Annotated in this window: 20 protein-coding genes; 16 read left to right on the top strand and 4 right to left on the bottom strand. The window is 54.9% G+C overall.

Annotation, left to right across the window (positions count from 1 at the left end; genetic code table 11):
• Position 1 precedes the first annotated feature (1 nt).
• Positions 2 to 292 (top strand): chaperone modulator CbpM, encoded by a 291-nt coding sequence (locus EK22_RS03720; protein ID WP_020157641.1) that lies wholly within the window; start codon positions 2 to 4, stop codon positions 290 to 292.
• 481 nt (positions 293 to 773) lie between these two features.
• On the opposite strand, the gene EK22_RS24865 is transcribed toward EK22_RS03720, so the two are convergent.
• Positions 774 to 1,010, bottom strand: a complete 237-nt coding sequence (locus EK22_RS24865) for a hypothetical protein (protein ID WP_200882561.1) — start codon at positions 1,008 to 1,010, stop codon at positions 774 to 776.
• A 152-nt stretch (positions 1,011 to 1,162) separates the two neighbouring features.
• On the opposite strand from EK22_RS24865, the gene EK22_RS03715 reads away from it, so the two are divergent.
• From EK22_RS03715 to EK22_RS03690, 6 genes are all read left to right on the top strand, one after another.
• On the top strand, positions 1,163 to 1,633 hold the full coding sequence (locus tag EK22_RS03715) for a low affinity iron permease family protein (RefSeq protein ID WP_020157640.1): 471 nt from the start codon (positions 1,163 to 1,165) through the stop codon (positions 1,631 to 1,633).
• 14 nt (positions 1,634 to 1,647) lie between these two features.
• Entirely contained in the window at positions 1,648 to 3,444 is a 1,797-nt protein-coding gene (locus EK22_RS03710) for a sigma 54-interacting transcriptional regulator (protein WP_235209210.1), read from the top strand.
• Positions 3,445 to 3,918: 474 nt separating this feature from the next.
• Positions 3,919 to 4,539 (top strand): hypothetical protein, encoded by a 621-nt coding sequence (locus EK22_RS24860; protein WP_200882560.1) that lies wholly within the window; start codon positions 3,919 to 3,921, stop codon positions 4,537 to 4,539.
• Between the two features lie 997 nt (positions 4,540 to 5,536).
• The gene (locus tag EK22_RS03700) at positions 5,537 to 7,189 is read left to right on the top strand and encodes a DHA2 family efflux MFS transporter permease subunit (RefSeq protein ID WP_051961654.1); all 1,653 of its coding nucleotides are present in this window, start codon (positions 5,537 to 5,539) and stop codon (positions 7,187 to 7,189) included.
• A 3-nt stretch (positions 7,190 to 7,192) separates the two neighbouring features.
• Positions 7,193 to 8,656, top strand: a complete 1,464-nt coding sequence (locus tag EK22_RS03695; RefSeq protein ID WP_051961652.1) for an efflux transporter outer membrane subunit — start codon at positions 7,193 to 7,195, stop codon at positions 8,654 to 8,656.
• Positions 8,649 to 9,881: an HlyD/EmrA/EmrK family protein gene (locus EK22_RS03690; protein WP_036248174.1), complete on the top strand. Its 1,233-nt coding sequence runs from the start codon at positions 8,649 to 8,651 to the stop codon at positions 9,879 to 9,881. The genes EK22_RS03695 and EK22_RS03690 overlap by 8 nt, the downstream gene beginning before the upstream one ends.
• Before the next feature lie 106 nt (positions 9,882 to 9,987).
• Here EK22_RS03690 and EK22_RS03685 read toward each other — a convergent pair whose 3' ends face one another.
• Together EK22_RS03685 and EK22_RS03680 are read right to left on the bottom strand one after the other, a co-directional pair.
• Complete coding sequence (locus EK22_RS03685; protein ID WP_020157633.1) at positions 9,988 to 10,395, bottom strand: TraR/DksA family transcriptional regulator; 408 nt, start codon at positions 10,393 to 10,395, stop codon at positions 9,988 to 9,990.
• 73 nt (positions 10,396 to 10,468) lie between these two features.
• On the bottom strand, positions 10,469 to 10,714 hold the full coding sequence (locus EK22_RS03680; RefSeq protein ID WP_020157632.1) for a DUF1496 domain-containing protein: 246 nt from the start codon (positions 10,712 to 10,714) through the stop codon (positions 10,469 to 10,471).
• 488 nt (positions 10,715 to 11,202) lie between these two features.
• Here EK22_RS03680 and EK22_RS03675 point away from each other — a divergent pair, with 488 nt between their 5' ends.
• From EK22_RS03675 to rluB, 9 genes are all read left to right on the top strand, one after another.
• The gene (locus EK22_RS03675) at positions 11,203 to 11,862 is read left to right on the top strand and encodes a diguanylate cyclase domain-containing protein (RefSeq protein ID WP_036248172.1); all 660 of its coding nucleotides are present in this window, start codon (positions 11,203 to 11,205) and stop codon (positions 11,860 to 11,862) included.
• A gap of 124 nt (positions 11,863 to 11,986) precedes the next feature.
• The gene (locus EK22_RS03670; protein ID WP_020157630.1) at positions 11,987 to 12,727 is read left to right on the top strand and encodes a rhomboid family intramembrane serine protease; all 741 of its coding nucleotides are present in this window, start codon (positions 11,987 to 11,989) and stop codon (positions 12,725 to 12,727) included.
• 189 nt (positions 12,728 to 12,916) lie between these two features.
• Positions 12,917 to 14,836 carry an ATP-dependent DNA helicase gene (locus EK22_RS03665; RefSeq protein WP_036248338.1) on the top strand — a complete coding sequence of 640 codons (1,920 nt, stop codon included), beginning with the start codon at positions 12,917 to 12,919 and terminating at the stop codon, positions 14,834 to 14,836.
• Entirely contained in the window at positions 14,833 to 15,516 is a 684-nt protein-coding gene (tsaB, locus tag EK22_RS03660) for a tRNA (adenosine(37)-N6)-threonylcarbamoyltransferase complex dimerization subunit type 1 TsaB (protein WP_020157628.1), read from the top strand. The genes EK22_RS03665 and tsaB overlap by 4 nt, the downstream gene beginning before the upstream one ends.
• A 44-nt stretch (positions 15,517 to 15,560) precedes the next feature.
• Positions 15,561 to 16,181: an L-threonylcarbamoyladenylate synthase gene (locus EK22_RS03655; protein WP_020157627.1), complete on the top strand. Its 621-nt coding sequence runs from the start codon at positions 15,561 to 15,563 to the stop codon at positions 16,179 to 16,181.
• A gap of 16 nt (positions 16,182 to 16,197) precedes the next feature.
• Positions 16,198 to 16,851, top strand: coding sequence for a site-2 protease family protein (locus tag EK22_RS03650; RefSeq protein ID WP_036248167.1), 654 nt, complete (start codon positions 16,198 to 16,200; stop codon positions 16,849 to 16,851).
• 57 nt (positions 16,852 to 16,908) lie between these two features.
• Positions 16,909 to 17,721, top strand: a complete 813-nt coding sequence (locus EK22_RS03645) for a segregation and condensation protein A (RefSeq protein WP_051961650.1) — start codon at positions 16,909 to 16,911, stop codon at positions 17,719 to 17,721.
• Positions 17,681 to 18,541, top strand: coding sequence for an SMC-Scp complex subunit ScpB (gene scpB / locus EK22_RS03640; protein ID WP_235209209.1), 861 nt, complete (start codon positions 17,681 to 17,683; stop codon positions 18,539 to 18,541). The genes EK22_RS03645 and scpB overlap by 41 nt, the downstream gene beginning before the upstream one ends.
• The gene (rluB, locus tag EK22_RS03635) at positions 18,492 to 19,487 is read left to right on the top strand and encodes a 23S rRNA pseudouridine(2605) synthase RluB (protein WP_081917750.1); all 996 of its coding nucleotides are present in this window, start codon (positions 18,492 to 18,494) and stop codon (positions 19,485 to 19,487) included. The genes scpB and rluB overlap by 50 nt, the downstream gene beginning before the upstream one ends.
• 65 nt (positions 19,488 to 19,552) lie before the next feature.
• Here the strand turns inward: rluB and EK22_RS03630 are convergent, their stop codons facing one another.
• On the bottom strand, positions 19,553 to 20,437 hold the full coding sequence (locus EK22_RS03630; protein WP_081917758.1) for a GGDEF domain-containing protein: 885 nt from the start codon (positions 20,435 to 20,437) through the stop codon (positions 19,553 to 19,555).
• Positions 20,438 to 20,480: the final 43 nt, after the last annotated feature.

Raw genomic sequence — 20,480 nt, 5'->3', positions numbered from 1 at the left:
AATGAAAAATGAGATAATCGTGATTTCCGGTATAGTGCTCGATGAAAGCATGCGCTTTACGTTGGTCGAGCTGTGCGAGTTCGCCAAAACCAGTCCCGAGCAGGTCATTGAAATGGTGGAAGAAGGCGTGCTGGAACCCGAAGGTTCTTCCGTTTATACCTGGCGTTTCGACACGTACGCCCTGAAGCGCCTGCAGATTGCCTTAAGGTTGCAGCAGGATTTGGACATCAATCTGCCAGGCAGCGCGCTGATCCTGGATTTGCTGGAAGAAATGGAAAGATTGAGGCGATAGTTAAATTTAACGTTCTATTGTTCTTCCATGCCACGTCAGACGCATGCCGCGGCTTCCCGGATCGAGCTGTAAGCGCCGGACCAGACGTCAGTATCTGGAACGTGAGTCTACCTGGCTGAGTTGGCGATTGCATCGCTAAGTATAAAGGCTCGGATTATCTGCAAGTGAGCTTGCATTTCAGTGGCATGGACTCATAATTTATTGCAAATAAAATACCGGGGCCCGACCCTTTGCAATTGACGCAGTCCGGCAATTTAGGATTTGGTCGTCAATAATTTCCCTGTTTAAACATAGGATGTGCCGACGACAGGAGACGCATCATTTGCGAGCGATGCGCTTCGCTGTGCTCTCATCTCATCCTATGCAAGATTCCAGTTTCAGGAAGTCATTTTTAGCCAAATTCTTAGCCGCTCACTCGATTTATTGCCGTCCTTCACAACAATTCAAAATTCGGTCTTTGAACTTATTAACGGCCGTTTTTTTACGGGCACTCATCCGGGACATGGCTTAACGCGGTCCAACTGACAGCGTGGGGCACATGTAATTGTTGGGTCAGTTTATCGATCACTCTTTCCATCTGGATCGACTCACCGTGGAACAGCCAGGAATTCGTAGCCAAACAACAGCAATAAAGGCGTACCGAACAGCAAACGCCCGCCCCGAAGACGGACTGGATAATAGACGTGGCCACTACAGTGAGCATGATTTCGACTGGCATGAGATTTTTCCATGTAATTAAATTAAAGCCAAGTCATAGTCCTGCTAGACCGTTCTATTGTAACTAGATAATATTGAGCGACAGAAGTGTATTGTTCACCGTAACTTACCGGTCAGCACTCGACAGCCCCTCAACTAACCGAAATCAATCCGATGAATGAGCTAATAGACTACAAAGCGCTTATTAACAAAGCCGTAAATCAGTGGGTCGACAAACTACAGAATACGGTTTATTCGAACACCCGATTCGATCACTTTGCCCGCTCGTGGGCCCGTTTGACCGGCAAACCGCTCGCCTTTAATATCGCGATACTGGTCATCCTGTCGTGGATCATCACCGGCCCGCTGTTCGGTTTTAGCGATACCTGGCAATTGATCATCAACACCGCCACGACCATCGTGACATTTCTGATGGTGTTCTTGATCCAACACACGCAAAATCGTGACACCGATGCGCTGCAGGTCAAGCTGGACGAGTTGATTCGAGTCATCGAAGGCGCCAATGACGAATTGCTGGACCTGGAAGAGATGGAAGAAGAAGAGCTCGCGCTGTTGCGCAAGCAGTATCTGGAATTAGCCCGTATTTCGCGGCAAAGAAAGGCTAAACAAAAAAGCGCTCAATAATGCGGCCGGCCCCAATGCCAAAGGATGCTTTCGCCGAGCATTTGCTGCAACACATGCCGGTTCCGGCCTTTGTTCTGGACACCCGGCACCGGGTCCTGATCTGGAACAAGGCCTGCGAACGGCTGACAGGGCTCAAGGCCGAGGACATGATCGGCACTGACAGGCATTGGCAGGGCTTCTACCCCGCGCCGCGCCCCTGTCTTGCCGACCTGCTGCTCGATCGCTCGCTCGGAAAACTGGACAGCCTCTATGAAATAGCCGGTGACGTCGTTTCGGATACCGGTACGCTGCATACGGAAAACTGGTGTCCGATGCCGGATGGGCGCAGGCTTTATCTGGTCATTGATGCCGGGGCCATTACCAACGCCAGGGGCGAAGTCGTGGCTGTCGTGGAAACCCAGCGCGACCGGACCGGGCAGCGGTTGACCATGCAGGCCTTGGCGGAAAGCGAACAGCGCTTCTCCGCCATTTTAGGTTCGGTCATGGATGCTATCGTGGCGATTGATCGGCAGCATCGCATCACCTTGTTCAATGCCGCCGCCGAGAGGATTTTTCGCTGCGCGGCCGATCTTGCCATCGGCCAGCCCGTCGAGCGCTTTATCGCGCCGAGTTGTCATGCTTTGTTCAGGCAGTTTCTCGGCTTTGACGAACAGGCCGTCAAGGCACCGGCCTGGCTGCCGGAAGGTCTCAGCGCGCGCCGAGCCGACGGCGAGGAGTTTGCGATCGAAGTCAGTTTTTCACCGCTGGAGGCTGGCGGGCAGTGTCTTAATACATTGATTTTGCGTGATGTGAACGATCGGCGGCTGACCGAACAGGCGCTCAGCAAGCTTCAGCTCGAGAAAGGTTATCTGCAGGAAGTGATCGACTCCGAGCATAATTTCGGCGAGATCGTCAGCGGCTCGAAGGTCATGCGCGCCGTCTTCGAGCAGGCGCGCATGGTGTCCCGCACGGACACGCCGGTGCTGCTGCTGGGCGAGACTGGCACCGGCAAGGAACTGCTCGCGCGCGGCATTCACGATCTCAGCGACCGCAGCGGCGCGATACTGGTCAAGGTCAATTGCGCGGCGTTGCCTGGCGAGCTGATCGAGAGCGAACTGTTCGGCCATGAAAAAGGCGCATTTACCGGCGCGACCCAGCAGCGCAAGGGCCGTTTCGAACTGGCGCACGGCGGCACCTTGCTGCTGGATGAATTGGGCGAGCTGCCGGCGGCGGCCCAGGCCAAACTGCTGCGCGTGCTTCAGGAACAGGAGTTCGAACGCGTGGGCGGCAGCGAGACCTTGAAAGTCGATGTCCGCGTGATCGCGGCGACCAATCGCAATCTTCCCGATGATGTCGCCGAAGGCCGCTTCCGGGCCGATCTTTATTACCGCCTGAATGTATTTCCCATCAATATTCCGGCCCTGCGTGAGCGTCAGGCCGATATTCCGCTGCTGGCACGGTTTTTTCTGGCCAAATACGCGCGGAAGCTCGGCAAACGCATCGATGACATCGATCCGGCCTCGCTGGAATCGCTGCAGCAGTATGCGTGGCCCGGCAATGTGCGGGAACTGCAGAACGTGATCGAGCGCGCCGTAATCCTCTGTCAGACGCCGGTGCTGGAAATCGGCCCATTGCTCAATCCTTACGCCCAAGCCGCACCAGACCGTCCGGCCACCCTGGAAGCGATGGAGCGCAATCATATCCTGCGCACACTTGAGGCGTCCGGCTGGGTGATCTCGGGCCCCAAGGGCGCGGCGGCCATGCTGGGCATGAATCCGAACACCTTGCGCTCGCGCATGCTGAAGCTTGGGATAAGCAGGCGCGGTTCATAGTTCATTGGGCGATTATGTGGCCAGTAATGCGGCGCCGTACGGGGTGAAATTTCTCTTATCGGAAAAAAATAACTATTTTTGCAGCTTATCACCCATATGGGTGATGACGGGCATCAATATACAAGGATACTCTTTCTCATGGTCAACTTGATTAGGCGCTTAATCTGAATATTTCACCACGAACGACTGCAGGATGCAGGCGGTAGGTCGAAACCTGCTCCTCGGTAATTGCTCCTGCTCACGCTAAGTACCTACATCCCTGTAGGCAACGCAGGAGCAGCGTAGCGGTGTGTGGAGGACACAAAGGCTCAATTACTTGCAAATATTTTTCATAATGAGCCCATGAGGTTATCAGTTAGAAATGATAATGCCGTGATTTTCTTTGCGTTCTCTGTGGTTCCATGAAATTTCCGGGTTAAGACATCCAGCGTTTGACCATTTTCCATTCTAGTAAGCATCAATCAGGAGAAAGCAGTGAAGACTACGATAAAGAGATTACGGAGCGCTATTGTACTGATAACCGTACTATTAGTTACCGGAAATGTTGAGGCGGCAATTTTATCCGGAGATTTCAGAACTGAATCTGACCTGCCGTATTGTTGCGGCGGAGGAAGGCCTCTAGTGCATGAAAATATCGGTGCCCCCGTCGGTGACGGGGCGGAGTTAACGGGGGCCAATTTTGTTGAAAATCCATCAAATTGGGGTGGCGGTGTTGTCCATATGGATTTGGATCCATTGACAAACATATTGACACTTCATTCTCAAGACATATGGGATTTTGAGACATTCGATGCATGGATCACTAATATTGTTTTCGACGCAGGCGAGCGTATTACCGGATTATCATTGATATCAGGGAATATCACGGATCTGGGGTTGGCGGCCATATTGAATTTTTCAGATAATAGTGTTCATATCCGTTACGATGTGGGAGCTGGTAATCCGACGTTTGATTTTACAGGCGGGCGAGCACAATTTCAGATTACAACGGATGTCTCCGCTGTACCCGTTCCTGCCGCTGTCTGGCTGTTCGGTTCCGGCTTGATGGGGTTGCTGGGATTCAATCGCAAGCGCGCTCAACCGTTAGCTGCATAGATACAACTCGGCTATTGCTTAATATCAGCCGCCTTTCGGGCATCGGAAGGCGGTTTTTATAGCCTCTTACCGACATTCCGAAGCCAATTCAGCCACTACCGGAATAATATTTAATATGGCAATCACCTAATAATTTGCGATGCGGCTCATACAAATCAAAGGGGACGTCTGTATCGCGCAGGTACATTGTAGGGGCGGACCTGCGTGTCCGCCCTGTTTCGGGTGCACAACGGGTTATCGGAGAACCGCTGGCCAAAGGCGAACCGTTGGGCAGGGACAAACACACAGGTTCGCCCTTGCGTGTCTGTTCATTTTACGGTATCAGGGCATCAATCCGTAGGAATTGCCAGATTGAAACGCCTGGTAATCAAGGAAAATGAACAGGCCGATTAAATCGATACTGAAATAATTCTGATTAGGTCAAATTTTGCTGCGGAATGTAGTACTCAGTCAGCCTTGTTCTGACGAGTAAAATTTGCAGCGTATTCATGGCGTGCGAATAGTGCGAATAAATTCGCACCTACAATTTAACCGCCATAATTAAATTGACTGACTAATAGGCTCTTGTTTCTTTAATCAAGATTTCCATGGCGCCAATGCGAAGCTGCCGCGCTTGGCCAGGTCGAACGTTCCGGACGGGCAATCTGCTCCATCCGGATCGAAAGTAATTGAACACCTCATGCATTGCAAACCGGTTAAAATCCGCCGGTGCATTCCAGTATTGCAACACTACGCAATACGCCTTCCACGACCTCTATACCCCGCAAGTAACTAATTCACGGCAAACAAAATCAAATCCGCTCATGCCCAATACGATTCACGATATTTCGTTATTTAACGATATCAAGTGACTATCGCTGCCGGTTATCGCTGGAATTCAGCTTAAATATAATATTAATTTATTGATTTTATTTGATATTTTTTGATTTTTTCAAGTTGGCAGGGAAAATGCTCTTTATTAGATATCCTAATATTCTAATAATGAGAGGTTTCCATCATGAGTGTCGCCAGCGAGAAAGCACGGGATATCCTGACTGTAACGAGGCGCGACAGCCTGAAAGCGGTTCGGGCTGATCCGGGTCACCTGAACGGCGGACAATTTTTCCTGCTTAATTTCGCCTTGCTGCTGGGTAATGTGCTGGTGCTTTTCAATACCGGCGCGTTCGCGTCGATCAGTCTGCATGCCGCGGGTGGTCTGAGCGTCAGTCCGAGTCATGCCAGTTGGATGCAGACGTATTATTTCATCAGCCTGGCGATGGCCTTGCCGGTCAGTTCATGGATGGCTTCCCGCTTCGGAAAAGTGCGCCTGTTCATCGCCGCCATGATGCTCATGGCGCTGGGATCACTGCTTTGTTCGGTTACGGATGAACTGATGTGGTTTCTCCTGGGCCGGGTCTTTCAGGGCTTTTTCGGCGGACTGACAATCCCCTTGTCGCAGACCTTGTTGCTGAGTGCATATTCCGAGCCTAAAAAAGCCTTCGCCGTCGCGCTCTGGAGCATGGCCGCGCTGAGCCCGTTCACGCTGGGTCCGGCGGCGGGCGGCTGGATCGCCGACACGCTGGGCTGGCGCTGGCTGTTTTACCTTAATGTGCCGCTGCCGGTTGTTTCGGCGGCGCTGGTCTGGGCCTTGCTGTTCGATAGCGTATCGAGACGCGTCAAACTGCCTTTCGACCGTATCGGTTTTCTGTTGCTGGCCGTGGCGCTGGGCTGCTTGCAGGCGGCGTTGAACCAGGGCCAGGATGCGGATTGGTACAACTCCGGCCTGATCGTGTCGCTGGTATTTACCGGTCTGCTGGCTCTGGCCTGTTTCATCGTCTGGGAACTGGCCGAGCGTCATCCGTTGCTGGACATACGCCTGTTCGCGCGCCGCAACTTCGCTATCGGCGCCATCGTCCTGAGCGCGAGCTTTTTGCTCATGTACGGCCTGCTGTCCATTCTGCTGGTGCGGCTGCAGTCGGTGGCCGGCTATACCTCGTTTATGGTCGGCTCCGTGCTGCTGCCGCTGGTGATCCTGGCCAAGCCGATGGCGGTCTTTTTTCACCGGATCGTGCATTATTTCGATGCACGCCTGCTGGCTTGCTTGAATCTTGTAGCGTTCGCCGGATTTTGCTTCTGGACCAGCCGTTATGATTTTTTCCAGCGCAGCAGTCTGTTCAGCGGCACGCTCGGGTCTCAGGTTCTGGAAGGCTTCTGTCTGGGCGGTCTGTTCGTGCCGCTCACGACCCTGTTCCTGTCGGGCCTGACGCCGCGCCGGCAAAGTCAGGCCGTGGAGCTGGGCGGTCTGCTGCGCGTACTGGGCGGCAGTATCGCATCGCCACTGATCGGCGTGATCTGGGAACGGCGCGCCGCGTTCCATCAAAGCCGTCTGGTTGAAACCCTGACACCTTACGACACTTTGGGCAGGGAGATTATCGGTAGTCTGAATGCGGCCGGCATGCACGGCCAGATCGCCACGGCCAAACTCGCCGGTTTAGCCAGCCGCCATGCCGCCATTCTGGGGCTTAATGACACGTTCCGGTTCTCGGCCTTGCTGTTTCTGGGACTCGCGGCCCTGGTCTGGTTTGCCCGGCCGGCAGGGCCTGCACGCCGGCCTCCGCCTCGGCAAGCCGTGCGTGAAACCGCCCTGGAAGCGCTGGTTGAGGAGCCTTGACCGATGTGCGGACCTATTAGAACAAGCCGGACAATAATCCGGTTGCTGGCCGGTTTGCCATTATTGATCAGCGGCTGCGCGCTGTTCCCTGAGCAGGGGGAAAGGGCGGAGCTGATGGAAATGCCGAGCCTGGAGCGGACCGTGGAGGCGGGGCAGGGCGCCGAAAAGCGGGTCAGCCAATGGCCGGGAGCGTATTGGTGGCGTGACTTCCACAACCCGGAGCTGGAACGGCTGGTGGGGACGGCGTTGCGCGCCAGCCCCGCGCTGCGGGTGGCGCGCGCCAGGCTGGGCCAGGCGCGGGCCGTGGCCGATTATCAGGCCGCCGAGATGCTGCCCAGTATCGGGGCAATCGCCGACCTTCACTTGCGCCATTTTTCCGAGACCGATTTCTATGGCCCCACCGGCGGAAGTACCGCTTTCGGCGCCTACATTGATCCGCTAGTGTTTCGCTATCATCTCGATCTTTGGGGCAAGGACAGGGCGGCGCTGGAAGCGGCATTGGGCAAGGCACGGGCGCAGGCGTCGGAACTGGCGGTGGCGCAATTGATGTTAAGCACGGCCATCGCGCGCGGCTATTTCCGCCTGTGTTCGGCCGAGGACGAGAGCAGGCTGGTGCGGACCCTGGTTGCCAATGCCGAGGAAAAACTGCGTCTTGCCAGGCTGCGCCGGGACAAGGGCATCGATACGCAGGATCCTGTGCATGCGGCCGAGCAACAGTTGGCGGCCGCACATCAGCAGGCGGTCAGCTTGCGCGCGGAAGCGAAGGTATTGCGCAACCGGCTGGCCGCGCTGGCGGGGCAAGGGCCGGACTGGGGAGAAGGCATCACGGTGGCGGAGAATGCGTTTGCCGAATCCTTCCCGCTGCCTGAATCATTGTCGATAGGTTTGCTGGCGCATCGGCCGGATGTCGCGGCGGCGCTGTGGCGGATCGAGGCGGCCGCGAAGCGGGTGAAAGTCGCCGAAACCGAGTTTTATCCTGACATCGATCTGGTCGGCTTCGCGGGCTTGCACAGCCTGAATCTCAAGGATCTGTTTCTGTCCAACGGCGCCAGCGTGGCTTATTCGATCGGGCCTACCGTCACGTTGCCGATTTTTGAAGGCGGGCGCCTGGAAGCGTCGCTGAAGAACGAGCAGGCCGGTTACGATGCCGCTGTGGAAAGCTATAACGAAATCTTGCTGGGCGCCGTTCAGCAAGTGGCCGATGCACTGGCGCGGTGGCGCGAGAGCCTGGCCCATGATGCCGCCCAGGAACGGGCGCTGCAGGCGGCCGAAGCGGAAGCCAGACTGAATGGCAAGCGCTATCGGGCCGGGCTCAAACCGCGCGACGGCGAGATCGATGCCGACATCCGCAAGATCGGGCAGCAACTGAAACTCAGCGCATTGCATGCCGAACATCTTCAAGCCGCGGTCGGACTGATCGAAGCCCTGGGCGGCGGCTACGAAAACAAGAACGACTCTCATGAATAACAGGCAGGACAGCAACATCAGCCCGCTCAAATCGGCTCCGGGAAATAAAGGGCCGCGCCTGCGGCAATGGCGGGACCGGCGAGCGCGCCGGTTGCTCGTGGTCGCTTTGCTTGCCGGTCTGGCAGGGCTTGCCTGCCTGGCTTACTGGCAGTTCCATTCCCGGCATGTGGTCGTGACCAATGATGCTTACGTCACGGGGAATCAGGCTTCGCTGAAGGCGCAGACCAGCGGCACGATCGTCGATGTGCGCGTCGACAACACCCAGTACGTGCACGCCGGCGATGTCCTGGTGCGTCTCGATGGCCTGAACGCTGAAGTGGCGCTGGAGCGGGCCAGGGCCAACCTGGCCGAAGCCGTGCGCCAGGTTGAGATCCTGTTCAGCAAGGTCGAGATGCTGCGCCAGCGGCTGGCGGAAAAGGACGCGACGCTCAGGCGAAGCCGCCGTGATCTGGCGCGCTACCGCAGCGTGGCCGAAGACGGCGCCGTTTCGGCGCAGCAGATCGAGGATACCGAATTTGCCATTCTGGAACTCGAAGCCGCGACCCGGCGGATTGGCGCCGAATTGAGCGGAGCCGAGGCGCTGGTGCATGGCGCCGGACTGGCGGACAATCCCAGGGTCCGGCAGGCCGCCGCTGCACTCAAGCAGGCTTATCTGGACCGGGTCAGGCAGGAAATCGTGGCGCCGGTATCGGGATTCATCGCCAAGCGCAGCATTCAGCCCGGCGAACAGGTGCATCCCGACACGCCGCTGCTGGCTATCGTGCCGCTGGATTATCTGTGGATAGAAGCCAATTTTCTGGAAAGCGAACTGACGTTCGTGCAACCGGGACAGCCGGTCGAAATCACCGTCGATCTGTACGGGCCGGACGTGGTTTATCATGGCGAGGTGCTGGGCCTGGGCGCTGGCACCGGCAGCGTCTTCGGTTTGCTGCCGCCGGAAAATGCCACCGGCAACTATATCCATATCAGCGAGCGTGTGCCGGTAAGAATCAGCCTGAATCCGGAGGAATTGCGGGCGCATCCGTTGCGGCCCGGGCTTTCGGCCGTTACGCGCATCGATACCGGCAAGCCGGGGCGTTCGGTTTTGGAGCCCTTGACCACAACGCCGCCGGGAACTTATCTGACCGAAGTCTATGATGATCAGCTTGACGGCGCCGAAGCCCTGATTCGGGCGATTATCGAGGAAAATCGCTTGCCCGGTGCGATGCGGATGGAGCGCCGATAGGGCGGTGTGTGCTGAACGCTGAAAGGACGGGCGCTTTGTCGGCTCAATGATTGCCGGCGTTTAGCTGCGGCAAGCGCCCGAGCCTGGTCATGAAAGTGTCCGTGCCCTACAGGCGGACTTCCGCGTCCGGTTTTCTATTGCCGGCATAGGTTTTTTCGTAATGCGTCTGGCAGACGATGCAGCGTTTGGCCGCGGGATTCGCCACCAGGCGGTTAAGCTCAATCGGCGTTTCGCATTCAACACAGGTGCCGTAACGGCCCTCGGCGATGCGCAACAGGGCGGAATCGATTTCATTGATTTCATGCACATGCCGGTCGATGCTGGCGAGATGGATATCAACCAAAAGGTCCGCCACAGCTTCATCCGCCGAGTCATGAACGCTTCCGGCCAGTTCCCTGTACTGCTCATTATCGTAGGACAGCAGTTCATCGCGTATTTCATGGCGTAGTTCCAGAAATCGGGATTTCAGTTGCTTCTTGAAATTGCTGATCTGAAACTCGGATAAGTTATGCATGGTTCGTAGCCTCTCTATTTAGATGATGACAGATCCGGTATTCGGGCTGTTGATCTCTCGTCTATGGGATTATCTACGTGTTATCGGGATCGCAGGAGCCGATTTTTATCCAGACGCCATAATCGCAATGCAATAAATTGTCGCCGCTGCAGACATAGGTACCATGGGCATAGTTTCTATTGTTAAACACGCAGTTCGGGGCACCGGGTTGCTGAAGTTTATAATCCTGAGCTTCCAGTGGATACTCTTCAAGGATAGGTGAAGTGGTTAATTCAGGATCAGGTGCCCCGACTTGTGGTTTGTTGATGCGGTCAGCCATTATGTTATGCCTTTGTCTAATAATTGTTATGCATTTAATAATGCGGCTTGAATCAAGATGAAAACAGGCAGGGCAGGAAGCTTGACAGCGTTACCTGACCTGGAGGCACGAGTGCCATGCAGCCGCTGATACGACAACATGGACTACACCCGTAACCGATTCAGAGACGTGATTATTGACCAAATCCCAATCCTTATTGTTGATATCGAGTCGGCTAAGTCTGGCCCGTTCAGCCAGTTAAATAAAACTCGATCCGGTTTGTAGGAAATAGTTATAGCGGATCGACCGAATTAGTAGTATTCGTAAAACCACTTAGATAATGATACGGATAGATAATGACCGGATTTGCTCTTACTATAGGGGATGGCGGAAACAGGAAACTCCGAAGTGATGGATTCTTGTTGAGGTGAACTTTGCCGGCGGGCCTGTTTAGGCTATCAGGGGGGCTAATGTTGTCGCGCCGACAGCGGATTTTATAAAGGGGCATTATGCGAAAAAAAACATCACATCGCGGGCTTGACGATATTGGCAGAGCCTGGGGCTGGTTATTTGGCAACAGAAGTAACAGGCGGGTCGAACGGGTTCAGATTGAAACGGCGGAAAAGCAAATAGCAGGCAGTATAGAAGATGAACAGAAATTGATGAAAAAGGTTCAGGAAGACCTGCTGACTTTATCGCCGTTAATCGACAGGACGGAACTGGAAAGAATATTCCCTTTTTTTAAAACGAAAGCCGACAGATACGGAATGCGCATAGCCTTCCTCAATGTGTTTGTGGGTGATTGTGAAAAAATGAACCACATGCTGGGCCAGAAGGACTGCGAGAATTTATTGAATCAGATCTGCGACAAAATTGTCAGCTTAAGCAGAAAAGACGAATTCGCAGTGAAATTGGACGGCAATGAACTGTACCTGTTTGTGCCGTTTTTTCAGACCGAAGAAGAACTTTGCCTGCTGTCCGAAAGGCTGGTCAAGGGAATTGAAGAAGCTATCCAAATGGAAGGGCGCAATCTTTCCTTATCAAGCCGCGTTGGCATATCGATTTATCCAAAGAACGGCAAAACGCTCGATAAACTGTTAACGGCGGCGAATAAAGCGCTCCAGAAGGCAGATGACGCCAATAAGCGTCTTTATTATTTTGCCATATAGCCAGGCCGCGCCGCTGTGCGCCGAAAACGTCGAGTATTCTTCAGGTTTATTAGGTGGTGACAGGCATTTTTATTTGCCCCACAATAAGCTATAAACAGACTTAAATTGTTAAGGCAAGGTGTTTATGTTTCCAATCAGAGATGAAAATCCGACAGTACGCGCGCCGGTAGCAACCATTACCATTATCGGCCTTAATATCCTGGTATGGCTGTTTGTTCAGGGCGCCGGAAGCGTCTGGCCGCTGATTAACTCATTTTGCCTCTACAGCCTGATTCCGGGCGATTTGCTCGGTATTGTGCCGGCCGGCACCGTTATACCGATGATTGAGGATGTGGGCTGTGTCGTAGACGGCAAGGGCAGTGTTACAACCTTGATTACGCATGCCTTTCTGCATGGCAGTTGGTTTCATATTATCAGCAATCTCTGGTTCCTGTGGATTTTCGGCGATAATGTCGAGGATGTCATGGGCGTTTTTCGCTTTATAGGTTTTTATCTGCTTTGCGCTGTAGCGGCCGCCGCCGCGCAAATCGTATCGAATCCGGCGGCGATTACGCCCATGGTCGGCGCATCCGGCGCCATCGGCGGCGTGATGGGGGCCTATGCACGGTTATACCCCAGGGCTTCTGTCTACACTCTGATTCCAATAGGTTTCTTTATCACCACAGCGGTAATCCCCGCCGTGTATATGCTCGGTCTCTGGTTCTTCATTCAGTTGGTCAGCAGCCTGTTCGGCGCGGAAGGACCGGGCGGCGGCGTGGCGTTCTGGGCGCATGCCGGCGGTTTTGTCGCCGGCTTGATACTGATAGGCCCCATGCAGCGTGAGGACTATCTGGCCGAACGCCGCCGCCTGGACCCGAAAGAGTAGGCCAGACAAGGCTTATGTCCGACAGCATGCCGCGATAAAAAAACAGACCCTGGATTTACGTTTATCAGGTAATCGGCACTGTATTTCGCTTTATAACTTGAAACCGCATCGGGTTGTTTCGTACACTCTATCCTTTGTGTGGAGTCATCCAGGTCAGCCCATGGCACGGGCATTTTTATTATTTCTCAAGTGACAGAATTAGAAACATTCTTCGGCAGTGACGGCGCCTTATCCAAGGTAATTCCAGGTTATCATCCCAGGGCGGCTCAGGTTGAGATGGCCGAAGCGATCGCGCGTGCCGTCGATGAAAACCGGAATTTGATAGCGGAGGCGGGAACCGGCACGGGCAAGACTTTCGCCTATCTGGTGCCGGCTATTTTATCGGGCAGGAAAGTCATCATTTCAACCGGCACCAAGAATCTTCAGGATCAACTGTTCAATAAGGATTTGCCGGTTATTCGCGAGGCAATCAAGCAACCTTTCACGGCCGCGCTGCTGAAAGGCCGCGGTAATTATCTGTGCACCTATCGGCTAAAGAACGCCTTTGCATCGACCCTGGGTTTCAGCAAGGAAGACGCAGCGGCGCTGGCCAAGATCCGCTCCTGGGCGCAGCGCACGAAAATCGGCGATGTCTCGGAAATGTCCGAGGTGGCCGAAGCCGATCCGATCTGGTATCAGGCCACTTCGTCGCTGGAAAATTGCCTGGGCCAGGATTGTCCCGATTATGCCGAATGTTTTCTGGTCAAAGCCCGCAAAAAGGCGCAGGAATCGGAGATCCTGGTCGTCAATCATCATCTGCTGTGCGCTGACTGGTCGATACGTGACAGCGGTTTCGGCGAGCTGTTGCCGGATGCCGATGTCGTGATCATCGACGAGGCGCACCAATTGGCCGATACGGCGTCAAACTTTCTGGGCATCAATGTCGGGGCCAAGCAACTAAATGACCTGGCCGGCGACGCCCTGGTGGAATACTTTAAAGACGCGACCGATATCCCGGCTTTGCGCACGGCTTGCGAAGACCTTGAACATGAAGTCAAGGATCTGCGCATGGCTTTCGGGATAGAACTGAAACGCGGCGAATGGCGGGACATTGAAGCTAATCCCAAAATAGCCGCCGGGCTGACTGCCGTTAAGGAGCAGTTGCAGCGCCTGACCGATCAACTGGAACTGGCCTCGGTCAAGACCAAGGGCCTGGAGTCGTGCTTCAAGCGCGCCGACGAGCTGCTTCAGCAATTAAAGATCATTATCGATGATGACAGCGGCAAATGGATACGCTGGTACGAGATTCACAGGAAAACCTTTACCCTGAGCCGGACGCCGCTCGACATCGCGGCCGAATTCCGCTCGTTCATGCAACACCATCAGGCGGTGTGGATTTTCACCTCGGCGACGCTGAGCGTGGCGCAAAAGTTCGATCATTTTTCCAATAATCTGGGCCTGGGCGATGCCGTCAGCGCCAGTTGGGGTAGTCCCTTCGATTATGCCAATCAATCGCTGTTTTATCATCCCAAAGGCTTGCCGCAGCCGAACGATCCCGAATTCATCCCGATTATCATGAATTTCGCCCTGCCGGTCCTGCAGGCCAGCAAGGGGCGGGCGTTTTTTCTGTTTACCAGCCACCGTGCGCTGAAACAGGCCGAAACGCTGCTGAAAGACAAGCTGGACTATCCGTTGCTGGTTCAGGGCAGCCGGCCCAAGGGGCGGCTGCTGGAGCAATTTAAAGCGGCCGGCAATGCGGTCTTGTTGGGCACCTCGAGCTTTTGGGAGGGCGTCGATGTGCGCGGCGAAGCCTTGTCCTGCGTGATCATCGACAAGCTGCCGTTCTCATCACCCGGCGATCCGGTGCTGAAAGCACGCCTGAACGCCATGGAACGGCAGGGGCGCAATCCGTTTTTCGAGCATCAACTGCCGGCCGCCGTGATTGCGCTCAGGCAGGGCATAGGCCGGCTGATTCGCGACGTCACGGACAGGGGCGTGTTGATGGTCTGCGATCCGCGTCTGCTGAAACGCGCCTACGGCCAGGTTTTCCTGGACAGCGTGCCGCCTATGAAGCGAACCCGCGATATTGAAGATGTGCGGGCCTTTTTTCAACAAGAGACTGAGCAATGAAATTATTAGCGGTAGAAACGTCCACCGAAGCCTGCTCGGCAGCGCTGTTGATAGACGGCGCGGTGGCCGAGCGCTTTGAAGTGTCGCCCCAGAAGCATACCCGGCTGATTTTGCCGATGATCGATGCCTTGATGGCCGAAGCCGGGCTGATGCCGCAGCAGCTTGACGCCCTGGCTTTCAGCCGCGGCCCGGGCAGCTTTACCGGCGTGCGCATTGCCACAGGCATCATTCAGGGCATCGCGTTCGGCGCCGATTTGCCGGTTGTGCCGGTGTCCACGCTGGCCGCCATCGCGCAGGATTTTTTCGATCACCATGATGATAATGTATGCTTCACGGCCATGGATGCGCGCATGGGCGAGATTTTCTGGGGCGTTTACCGGCGCGATCAGCACGGTCATGCCGAATTGTTGGGACGGGAAGCGGTGACGCCGGCCGAACAGGTTGAATATCCGCCGTTGCAAGGCGTGGGCGCGGGCTCCGGCTGGGGCGTTTATCGGGACCAGTTAATGACCCGGCTGGCGGGCCTGGTCGATCGGTGCGAGCCCGGTTTATTGCCGCGTGCCGGCGCCATTGCGCGTTTGGGCGCGCGTGGTTTCGAACAAGGGCTGGCCGTCGATGTCGAACAGGCAATGCCGGTTTATTTGCGCGATAAGGTCGCAAAGAAAGAATCAGAGCGATAATACGGTATAATGGCTCCCTGTTTTATAACTTGTCACTTCAGGTAATGGCTCAATATTTCGAAATCCATCCCGAGAACCCGCAGTTGCGTTTGATACACCGTGCCGTGGACATCATCCGAAAAGGCGGCGTTATCGCTTATCCGACGGATTCGTCTTATGCGATTGCCTGCCAAATAGACGATAAACAGGCGCTGGACAAGGTTCGCCGCATCCGGCAACTGGACGATAAACACAATCTTACGCTGGTCTGCACGGACCTGACGCAGGTTTCGAATTTCACGAAAATGGGCAACGATGCCTATCGGTTGATCAAGGCGTTAACGCCGGGCGCGTTTACGTTCATTCTCGATGCCACGCGCGAAGTGCCCCGCAGGCTCCAGCATCCCAGGAAAAAAACCATCGGTATACGCATTCCCGATCACCCCGTGACGCAATTGCTGGTTCAGGAGCTGGGTGAACCCTTGCTGAGCACCACCCTGATATTACCGGGCGATAGCGAAGCGCTCACCGACCCTTATGAAATCAGAAGCCGGCTTGAACATGAGCTGGATCTGGTGATCGATGCCGGTATTATTGCCTCCGAACAGACGACCATGATCGAGTGTTCCGGTAATGGCTGCGAGGTTGTCAGACAGGGCAAAGGACTTGCTCCCATGCTCGATTGATACAGGAAGCGAAGTTATGATGAATGAATTGACGCTGCTGCAGCGTATCGTTGTCTGGGTGTTGCCGGTGATTTTCGCGATTACTGTGCATGAGGTCGCTCACGGTTGGGTCGCGAAAAAATACGGCGACAACACGGCCTTTATGCTGGGCCGGCTGACTCTGAACCCGATCAAGCATATTGATCTGGTCGGCACCATTATCCTGCCTGGCATATTGTTAATGACGGGCACCGGCTTTATTTTCGGCTGGGCCAAGCCGGTACCGGTCGACCCCCGTTATTTCAAGAATTCGCGCCGCGATATGGCGATCGTTGCATTGGCGGGTCCGGTCTCCAATCTGCTGATGGCGATCGCCTGGGCGCTGTGCGTGCGTCTGGGCGTGATCCTGAACATGGAAGCCATATCATTGCCGATGATCTATACGGGTATTGCCGGCATATCCATCAATCTGGTGCTGGCGATGATCAATCTGTTGCCGATTCCGCCGTTGGACGGCAGTCGTATTTTGACCGGCATTCTGCCGTCCCGGCTGGCCTGGAAATATAACCAGCTGGAGCGTTATGGATTCCTTATACTGGTGCTGCTGTTAATGACTGGCGCCCTGGGCGCGATTCTGGCTTATCCGATGTACATCGCCCAGCAGCTGTTTTTTTCAATTGCCGGGTTATAGGGTGTGGTATTGCGCAACGATCTTCCGGTTACCGGCAGGCACTGCTAATTTTTTCAGATGAGTCAAAACACAGCCGAAATCCTGGATGAGCCGCAAGCCATTGCGATGGTCCACGGTGCGCCGTTCAATCAGTTGCCGGAAGACCTCTATATTCCGCCCGATGCGCTGGAAGTGTTTCTGGAGGCCTTTGAGGGACCGCTGGATTTGCTGCTGTATCTGATAAGAAGGCAGAACCTCGATATCGTCAACATACCGATTGCTCAGATTACCCACCAGTATGTCGCCTATATCCAGATGATGGAATTGCTGAATCTGGAACTGGCGGCGGAATATCTGGTGATGGCCGCGCTGCTGGCGGAGATCAAGTCCAGAATGCTGCTGCCCCGGCAGCCGGAAGCGGAAGACGAGGAAGAGGACCCTCGGGCCACGCTGATTCGCCGGTTGCAGGAGTATGAATGTATTAAAAACGCGGCCGAAGAGATAGACTTGATGCCCAGGCTTGAGCGCGATTTGTTTGAGACCGCTGTCGATGTTTCCACGCTCAATGTTGAAAAAATCCTGCCCGATGTGCAGTTAAAGGAAATGCTGCTGGCATTTCAGGATGTGCTGAAACGGGTAGAACAACTCAGTCACCACCAAATCACTAAAGAACCGTTATCAGTCCGTGAACGAATGGCAACCATTTTGGAAAACCTTAAAGGAGCGGATAGTCTCCTTTTCTCGCAATTATTTATCCGAAAAGAAGGGCGACACGGGGTCGTTGTCTCGTTTCTGGCCATCCTCGAACTCAGCAAAGAGCGACTCATCGACATCATCCAGTCAGACGCCCTTGCCGAACTGCGAGTCCGAAGCGCCGTCTCCGCCTCCTAAAGCGAAGAAAGAGCCAAAGCCCAGAAAAACCAAACCGATAACAGACGATGCGATTGACTCGAATGTCCGTATTATTCCCGAGCCCGTCAAGGGGCCGCCTGTCGACTTAGACCGGCTTAAAGCCTACGTCAGGCACAAGAATCGGCGCAGACAGTCTCAATCGGCGCAATTGCCGGTACCACCTCCCGTTATTGAACAGCCAGAACCCAACATGGAAATCAAGCGCATAGTCGAAGCCATTTTGTTTGCAGCCAGCCGGCCGATGACAGCGAAACAGGTGCAACAGGTTTTTCCCGAAATCGAGCAGCCGGAATTGGCGGAAATCCAGTCGGCCATTGATGCCATTGTCGAGGAATACCGGTCCAGGCCTGTCGAGCTGAAAAAAGTGGCGAGCGGCTATCGGTTTCAGGTTAAACAGGAGCTGTCGCGTTGGGTGTCGCGACTTTTTGAGGAAAAACCGCCCAAATATTCGCGTGCCTTGCTGGAAACGCTGGCCATCATCGCCTATCGGCAACCGGTAACGCGCGGCGATATCGAGGATATTCGCGGTGTCAGCGTCAGCAGCAGCATTATGCAGACGCTCATTGAACGCGAGTGGGTGCGGGTGGTGGCGCATAAGGAAGCCCCGGGCCGGCCCGCCATTTACGGCACGACCAAACAATTTCTGGATTATTTCAATATTGCCTCGTTAGATGAACTGCCGACTTTGCAGGAGATTCAAAATCTTGATTTGTCGGTGGATAACGGGCAACAACCCATGCAGGTAAAGAGTGAAAAGCAAGAAACCCGCGAAGAACTCGCAGAAACAGCTGAACAATAACAAGGCAGCGAAAAAAACCGACCGCCAGGCATCGCCGGGCGAGCGCTATAAAAAAACCGCGCCACGCGGCGCTTCGGCAGACGCGCAAAAGAAACCGGTCAGCGCCAGGCCAAAGGTGTCTGAGACGGTCGAGGCGAGTCAGCCGTCAGACGGCGAACGCATCCAGAAAGTGCTGGCACGCGGTGGCGTCGGCTCACGCCGGGAAATCGAGCGCTGGATAGAAGAAGGCCGGGTCAAGCTGAACGGGGCGGAAGTCAGCCCGGGCACCCGGCTAAAGCCTGGCGATCTTTTACAGATCAATGGCCGGGTCGTGCATTGGGAAAAATTCGATCAGCAGCCGACGCGCGTGTTGTTGTACCACAAGCCGACCGGCGAAGTCGTCACGCGCCGCGACCCCGAGGGGCGCCCGGTCATATTCACGCAGTTGCCGAAATTGCCCGTGGGCCGCTGGATAGCGGTAGGGCGTCTCGATATCAACACCTCGGGGCTATTGCTGGTGACCAACAACGGCGAGCTGGCCAATCGGCTGATGCACCCGTCGACGGCCGTGGAGCGTGAGTACGCGGTGCGTATTCTGGGCGAAGTGTCGGAGGCGACCATGGAAAAGCTCAAGCAAGGCGTGGAACTGGAAGACGGCAAAGCCAGGTTTGACGAAATCCATTTTGCCGGCGGCGAGGGCGCCAATAAATGGTATCACGTCATCGTCACCGAAGGCCGCAACAGGCTGGTCAGGCGCTTGTGGGAATCGCAGGAGGTGACCGTCAGCCGCTTGATACGCCTGCGTTATGGGCCCGTGGTGCTGCCGGAGCGCCTGAAAGCGCATGCGTTCTATGAGTTGACCGATAAAGAACTGGATCTGCTGTTTGATTTTGCCGGCATGGCAAGAGAGAAACGGGAAGCGGTAGCCGAAACGGAAATGAAAAGCCACAAGCACAGACGGCATTAAGGTCAGGCGGGTTCGCTGACCCGCCAATCGCAGAGGCGCCCCGCGTTGCCGATTGCCGCCAGCCGTTATCGAGCGGCTATGACCCGGTTCCTGCCGTTCTTTTTGGCTTGGTACATGGCGGCATCGGCGCGTTTAATGAAGGACTCGAACGTGTCGTCGGCGCGTAAGGCATTGACGCCGAGGCTTGCGGTCATCCTGAGGGTGTTCATGTCATAGGTCATGGTGCGCCGTTCGATGGCGGCGCGTATTTTTTCCGCCAGCAATTCGGCGTAGGCCAGATCGGTGTCGCTTAACAGGATGACGAATTCCTCGCCGCCATAACGGAAGATGAGATCGCTGCTACGCAGGCTGTCCTTGATCCATGCCGCGACAGAGGCGAGCATGATATCGCCGCAATCATGGCCGTAATCATCATTAATCGTTTTAAAGTGGTCGATGTCCAGGAAAATAATGGCCAGATTCTTGGCCTGGCGTATGGCCAGCCTGATTTCCCGGTTTATCGTGTCGTTAAAGGACGCTCTGTTATGGGTCTGCGTCAGCGGGTCCATATACGCCATTCTCAGCGCCCGATGAAACAGCGTTGCGTTTTTCAGCGGATAGATCAAATAGCGCAGCAGCGTTTCCAGTAACTCGATTTCAGCCTCGGTAAACTGATGATTGCGCATCAGTTTTAATTCACCCAGTGGTTGTTGCTCGATTTTAAAGGCATGGCTATAGGCATGCTTGGTAAAGACGCCATTTTTAATTTCCAGGCTGAATTCCCGATTGCTATAGACGTAACCGCTATGCGGAATCATCGATTCGATTCTGCTGCAAAAAATGGAGATCAGTTCGTTAAATTCCAGCGTCGTCTGTAGCGCGTTGCTGATATCGTACTGACTCAGGTTTTCCGCTTTGCCAGCTTCAAATGCGGTATTGCTGACCATGGCCAGGTTTACGGATTTTTTCACGGTATTGCCTACTCTCACCTTGGGATTTAATTGACATAACAAC

It is taken from the genome of Methylobacter sp. BBA5.1, from assembly GCF_000746145.1.
Taxonomy (GTDB): Bacteria; Pseudomonadota; Gammaproteobacteria; order Methylococcales; family Methylomonadaceae; genus Methylobacter; species Methylobacter marinus.
Note: the sequence above shows the minus strand (reverse complement) of the source record. Positions and strands in the feature narration are given on the sequence as shown.

Coding starts and splice junctions, on each gene's coding strand:
- EK22_RS03720 (WP_020157641.1), top strand. CDS start 2: ATGAAAAATGAGATAATCGTGATTTCCGGTATAGTGCTCGATGAAAGC.
- EK22_RS24865 (WP_200882561.1), bottom strand. CDS start 1,010: ATGCCAGTCGAAATCATGCTCACTGTAGTGGCCACGTCTATTATCCAG.
- EK22_RS03715 (WP_020157640.1), top strand. CDS start 1,163: ATGAATGAGCTAATAGACTACAAAGCGCTTATTAACAAAGCCGTAAAT.
- EK22_RS03710 (WP_235209210.1), top strand. CDS start 1,648: ATGCCAAAGGATGCTTTCGCCGAGCATTTGCTGCAACACATGCCGGTT.
- EK22_RS03700 (WP_051961654.1), top strand. CDS start 5,537: ATGAGTGTCGCCAGCGAGAAAGCACGGGATATCCTGACTGTAACGAGG.
- EK22_RS03695 (WP_051961652.1), top strand. CDS start 7,193: ATGTGCGGACCTATTAGAACAAGCCGGACAATAATCCGGTTGCTGGCC.
- EK22_RS03690 (WP_036248174.1), top strand. CDS start 8,649: ATGAATAACAGGCAGGACAGCAACATCAGCCCGCTCAAATCGGCTCCG.
- EK22_RS03685 (WP_020157633.1), bottom strand. CDS start 10,395: ATGCATAACTTATCCGAGTTTCAGATCAGCAATTTCAAGAAGCAACTG.
- EK22_RS03680 (WP_020157632.1), bottom strand. CDS start 10,714: ATGGCTGACCGCATCAACAAACCACAAGTCGGGGCACCTGATCCTGAA.
- EK22_RS03675 (WP_036248172.1), top strand. CDS start 11,203: ATGCGAAAAAAAACATCACATCGCGGGCTTGACGATATTGGCAGAGCC.
- EK22_RS03670 (WP_020157630.1), top strand. CDS start 11,987: ATGTTTCCAATCAGAGATGAAAATCCGACAGTACGCGCGCCGGTAGCA.
- tsaB (WP_020157628.1), top strand. CDS start 14,833: ATGAAATTATTAGCGGTAGAAACGTCCACCGAAGCCTGCTCGGCAGCG.
- EK22_RS03655 (WP_020157627.1), top strand. CDS start 15,561: ATGGCTCAATATTTCGAAATCCATCCCGAGAACCCGCAGTTGCGTTTG.
- EK22_RS03650 (WP_036248167.1), top strand. CDS start 16,198: ATGATGAATGAATTGACGCTGCTGCAGCGTATCGTTGTCTGGGTGTTG.
- EK22_RS03645 (WP_051961650.1), top strand. CDS start 16,909: ATGAGTCAAAACACAGCCGAAATCCTGGATGAGCCGCAAGCCATTGCG.